The sequence below is a fragment of the Bacillus sp. B2-WWTP-C-10-Post-4 genome, from assembly GCF_009183805.1.
GTDB lineage: Bacteria > Bacillota > Bacilli > Bacillales > Bacillaceae_G > Bacillus_A > Bacillus_A cereus.
In genome coordinates this window covers 1-5,137 of the sequence record NZ_WEII01000183.1, presented here as the reverse complement: position 1 = coordinate 5,137, position 5,137 = coordinate 1, and the positions used below count along the sequence as shown (strand labels likewise).

Below are 5,137 nucleotides of genomic sequence, written 5' to 3'. Positions count from 1 at the left end.
AAATCTATCTTTCTAGTAAATTCAGAATGATAGATTTGTTTTTAAGAACATTTTAAAAGTTCTTATGAACTTATTATATGAACTTTTGTCGAAATATGCAAGTATTATTTACTTTCAACAGTTTGGTGACAAAGGAAAAATTAAGCAAAACAGAATTGACTTTAAATGAAACAAAACATATTATAAGTTCATAAGAACTTTTTATTATTTTGGAGGTGAAAAGATGGAAACATTTCATCTCACACGAAACGAAATGGCTACCCTTCTTCTATCACTAAGAGGATGGAATACGAAAAAGCCTCTCGGTATTTTACAAGAAGCTTGGGCAAAGTCACATAAAAAAGATATTGAAAGCGGACAAAGCGTTACAGCTTTTATTACTACCGCACTTTCACCTATTTTTGAAAAACTGATTAAAATTGACGATACTGATGTCGGTTTTTCTTTAAATGAAATAGTTGCGCTTGGCAATCAGATTGAAAACACAAGTTTCTCTGTAACTGCTATGCAAAACTGGGTGAAACGAGATATAAAAGAAATGATTGGCTCTCCTCAAAAAGGGAAAAAATATTCGATTGAACAAGCAGCCTTACTGTTCATTGTCGAAGATTTAAAAACAGCACTTGATTTTGAATCAATTCGTAAGCTATTACGCCTTATCGTTAATGACCCAGCCGATCGAAGTGATGATTTAATCAATCCTGTTCATTTATATGTAGCATACTCTTCTCTATTTGAAGAACTCAATCAAGGGAATTGCTTACAACTAAATGCAACAGATACAGTTCATACAATTGAAAACATCGTAAAAGAAAAAGCTGATAAAATCGCAAGCAAGTTCGATCAAATTAATAACGAACAACGCGAAGCAATTCGTAACGCTATTATCATTGCGACCCTTTCTGTACATACCGCTTATGTACAAATGTTAGCAAAGCGTTACGTAACAGCAACTTTATTTTTACAGAACTTAGATGTGAAGCCTTAAAAAATAGGAGCAGAAATGCTTCTATTTTTTTATGAGAAATTTTTAATAATCTTTTCATTAACCCTTCATGAAAACGTAGCTTATATACTTTACTATAATACTTATGAGAGACATAAAAGAATTGAAATAGCAATCCCCTATGTAAATAAGGTATAATCTACATATAGTGAACCTTTTACGTAATTAAATAAAAGGTTCTTATACTCAAAAATTCATAAACTAGAAGGTGCAACAATGTTAAGTAGTTTTATTCATTCAGTATTAACGTTTTTTGAAGGATTAGGTTATTGGGGCATTATGCTTGGACTTATGATTGAGATTATCCCAAGTGAAATTGTCCTTGCTTATGCAGGATACTTAGTATTCAATGGAAGTATCTCATTTATAGGCGCAGTTGTATTCGGTACAATTGGCGGTGTTATTGCCCAAATCTTTATTTATTGGCTTGGACGATACGGCGGACGCCCTATATTAGAACGTTATGGAAAATATATTTTCATACATAAAAAACAAATAGATGCTGCAGAAGATTGGTTTAATCGTTACGGAACTGGCGTCATTTTTACAGCACGCTTCATTCCAGTAGTGCGTCATGCGATTTCAATTCCTGCTGGTATTACAAAAATGCCATTACTACGTTTCACTACATTAACAGCACTTGCGATTATCCCTTGGTCTATTATTTTCATTTATTTAGGTGAAAAACTAGGTGAAAATTGGGAGAATATTAACGATATTGCTGGTCCGTATGTGAAATCATTCGCAATTGGTGGCGTCGTACTTATACTTTTATACTTCGTTATAAAAAAATGGACAAAAAAGCGTAAAAATCTTACTTAAGAATATAACAAAAACCGCTATAAATTCATTTGGAGTTATAGCGGTTTTTTATTTATATTAATCTTCAGGAATTATATAACACCTTTCCATCTACATTTACATGGATAAGCAACCATTCAATCATTTCTTTCGTATATTATCTCAAAAAGGAGTGATTCCTCTATGCATTGGCAGCAAAAAATACCATACTTAATCGGACGCCCTATCGGTATTTCCTTCATAAATGGGCAAGGAACTTCTGGTGTATTATGTTCAGCGCACGATGGTCAATTATATGTGTATGAATACCTTTATCAAGCCCAGTTCGCAATGAAACATTATGATTATAGACAGATTCAAGATATACATGCATTCCCAAATTGTCCTCACCAAAATCCTCTATACTAAAAAAATCGGAACGGCTCATAGCCATTCCGATTTCTATACTTTATTTCTCAGAATTAAATTTTTGCACTGCTTCATCAAAATAAATCCAACCTTTCCAGCCCAAATGAATTGTATCTTTTAAGAAATACTTATCATATTCATGACCAGAGAAATCAACTACTGGATATCCTGCTTTCTCAACCTGTTCTCGAACTTTTTTATAATACACTTCACGGCGTTCTTTCGGGAATCCAGTATAATCATACCAAGGCCCATTTACAGGTACAGAAATAAAGAGTGGTTTGACATTTTTCTCTTTAAATAAATCTAAAATAATTTGTAAATCATCATATTCTGGTGATTCATCATATGTTTCATTTGCTCTAAAGTTTTTTAAACCTTTTAGTTTTTTCTTCAGATTATTCTTATGATAATACGGATTTTCAATTCCGAATGTATTTGTAGTAGACTCCACTTTCCCTTCTTGTTCTGCGTGTTTACGTGCGTCTTCCCAAGAAATTGAACGCAGTCCGATATTTGTTTTCTCTTTCATCGGTTCGATTTTAAATAAAGAGTTAAATAAATCTCTATGATCTAAAATATTTCGATGCATATAAGCAAGTGGTTTAACTAAACCTGCTTTTATGTTATGTTTCGTATCATTATATACAATACCTTCTAATGAATTTTTTAATATATCATCTTCTTGAACAACTTTATAATCTAATAGCCGTTTCGCGATTTGCTTCTTCATTCCTGGATTTATCTCATCATTAAAAATAAAATGATATGCTTGTTGTTTGGAGAAATTATTAGTGAAATCCCCTTGTGATACACCAGTCTTTGTAAACCATTGTGGTGAAAGAACAAACACTACTTTTTTACCTTCTAATTCATCCATAGTAGATGTCATATTTAAAATATGAGCTAAACTTTGTGTACCACCAGTTCCAATTAAAAACGGTGTAAAACCAGCTGGATTTACTTTGAAATAATTAGACGGATGATATGCATCCATTCGTAAAAATTCTGATGAACCGTACATCGGTAAATACTGTGAATTCTCTAACATTTTTTGCTGTAAGAAAACACTTTGTAATTTCTCTTTTTGTAAAGAAGTTGCCGCATCTTCTACCTTCTTATCACTAATAAGCGATACTAAACTTTTCGATGGGATTAGAATGATAATGAAAAAAAGCACACACGCTAAAATTATAGGACCAAAAGCATGCTTCATTTTCATCTTCTGTCCCTCTTTCTATCGTTATTAAATTGTAACCCTTGTTTTTGACACGTCATCTTTTCTCTCCTTTGTCTCTATACATGTTCCATTCTATTTATCTATTATATACATGTATGTATTTCCTTCCTTGTTCTATTAAGCCCTATATAAATAGCGCAAGAAAATGTTTCCATAGAAACATGTTAATTATACAAGATTCTACATAAATTTCACACTGGAATTTTAGTAATAATTTTATTTTTTAACAATGAAAAAATATATAAAATGTCTAGAATTCTTTGGATGATGTATGGAGTTCAAAATATGATAATAAGCGCCCGCTATGATCAACTTCATGAGTATATATAAACCCGAGCTTTCGTAAAAGTTTTTTCGAGCTCTCATTTGCTACTTTAACTCTAGCAATTATTCTTGTTACATTCAAAGTCTCTATTGCATATTTAATGGAAGCCTCTGCTGCTTCTAATGCATACCCATTCCTCCAATGTTCTGGGTCAAGAAGATACATAATTTCTATTTCACCTGTTTCATCTACCTTTCTTAAACCACAATGTCCTAAAAGCTTTCCTGTTTCACTATTAAATAACAACCATACCCCGAAGTCATACTGTTCCCAATGTAAGATAAGTTGCCCAATATAATCATTTGTTTCTTCCTTCGACATTCCTCTTGATTTAGCCAGCCATTTGCCAACAGTATCTTTTTTTAATATGTTATAAAACTGATCAATATCTTCTACAATTGGTTTCCTCATAAATAATCTTTTTGTATAAATTACTTTCTCTTCTTCAAACATAGACATCATTTTCCCTCCAAATACTGTTTACAGACTAATAAATTATACCATGAACTATTTTTCTAACTTTAAATAAGAAAAAACAGACTATCACATACGTGAAGTCTGTTTCCCCATTCTTTTATTTTTGTAAATCTGCCCATTTTAAACTTGTAGCTGGACCAAATTGATGTACATATAAATCTTTCACATATGGTTTTTGTAAGTAAGATAATCCACGCTGGAATACCGGTGCAATTACTGCATCATCAAGTAGCATTTTTTCAGCATCTTGCATTGCTTTCCAGCGAGCCTTTTCATCATTACCTAATTCTGTTTTAATCTTCTTAATTAATGCATCATATTCTGGATTTGCATATTCTGTATTATTAACACTGCTTCCAGAAAGGAATACTTCTAAGTAAGTCATTGGATCTGGATAATCTGGTAACCAGCGTGATAACGACATTTCATATTCTTTCTTCTTCTCAAGTGCTAATTTTTGCGTATGCGGCTGTAATTTCACATTCACTTTTAATCCTGGTAAGTTTTTCTCAAGCTGCTCTTTAATGTACTCTCCAACTTTTTTAAAGTTTTCTAAGTCATAATTTAATAATTCTAAAGTCACTTCATTTGTACCTGTCTCTTGTTTTGCTTTCTCCCAATATTCCTTCGCCTGTTTTACATTTGTCTTATTAAACTCACCAGACGTACTTCTAAAATCTTTCTTATCTGGGCCCTTTAAAAATCCTTTTGGTACGTAATAGTTCGCTGCAACCGATCCATCATTTAAAAATGAATCTGCGAGTCCCTTCTTATCAAAAACTGTACTTAGCGCAAGACGTGCATTTTTATTTTTAAGAATCGGTACATTTTCATTAAATCGGAAGAAGTACATAACTGGATCTGTATATTGTTTTAGCTC

6 protein-coding genes are annotated in these 5,137 nt (G+C 32.2%); 3 read left to right on the top strand and 3 right to left on the bottom strand.

What is annotated here, in order from left to right:
- Positions 1 to 223 precede the first annotated feature (223 nt).
- The 3 genes from GBN78_RS28410 to GBN78_RS28400 all read left to right on the top strand — a co-directional run bounded on the left by GBN78_RS28410 (position 224) and on the right by GBN78_RS28400 (position 2,215).
- Complete coding sequence (locus GBN78_RS28410; protein ID WP_000447231.1) at positions 224 to 988, top strand: DUF1836 domain-containing protein; 765 nt, start codon at positions 224 to 226, stop codon at positions 986 to 988.
- 234 nt (positions 989 to 1,222) lie between these two features.
- Positions 1,223 to 1,828: an undecaprenyl phosphate transporter UptA gene (gene uptA, locus GBN78_RS28405; protein ID WP_000952914.1), complete on the top strand. Its 606-nt coding sequence runs from the start codon at positions 1,223 to 1,225 to the stop codon at positions 1,826 to 1,828.
- A 162-nt stretch (positions 1,829 to 1,990) separates the two neighbouring features.
- Positions 1,991 to 2,215 carry a hypothetical protein gene (locus tag GBN78_RS28400; RefSeq protein WP_000558689.1) on the top strand — a complete coding sequence of 75 codons (225 nt, stop codon included), beginning with the start codon at positions 1,991 to 1,993 and terminating at the stop codon, positions 2,213 to 2,215.
- Positions 2,216 to 2,255: 40 nt separating this feature from the next.
- Here the strand turns inward: GBN78_RS28400 and dltD are convergent, their stop codons facing one another.
- The 3 genes from dltD to GBN78_RS28385 all read right to left on the bottom strand — a co-directional run.
- Positions 2,256 to 3,437 (bottom strand): D-alanyl-lipoteichoic acid biosynthesis protein DltD, encoded by a 1,182-nt coding sequence (dltD, locus tag GBN78_RS28395; RefSeq protein WP_097918541.1) that lies wholly within the window; start codon positions 3,435 to 3,437, stop codon positions 2,256 to 2,258.
- A 268-nt stretch (positions 3,438 to 3,705) separates the two neighbouring features.
- A complete protein-coding gene (locus GBN78_RS28390) occupies positions 3,706 to 4,239 on the bottom strand; it encodes a GNAT family N-acetyltransferase (RefSeq protein ID WP_000061613.1) in 534 nt (177 codons plus the stop codon).
- A 115-nt stretch (positions 4,240 to 4,354) separates the two neighbouring features.
- Positions 4,355 to 5,137: ABC transporter substrate-binding protein (locus GBN78_RS28385; RefSeq protein WP_226798504.1), on the bottom strand; the 783-nt coding region annotated here is incomplete at its 5' end.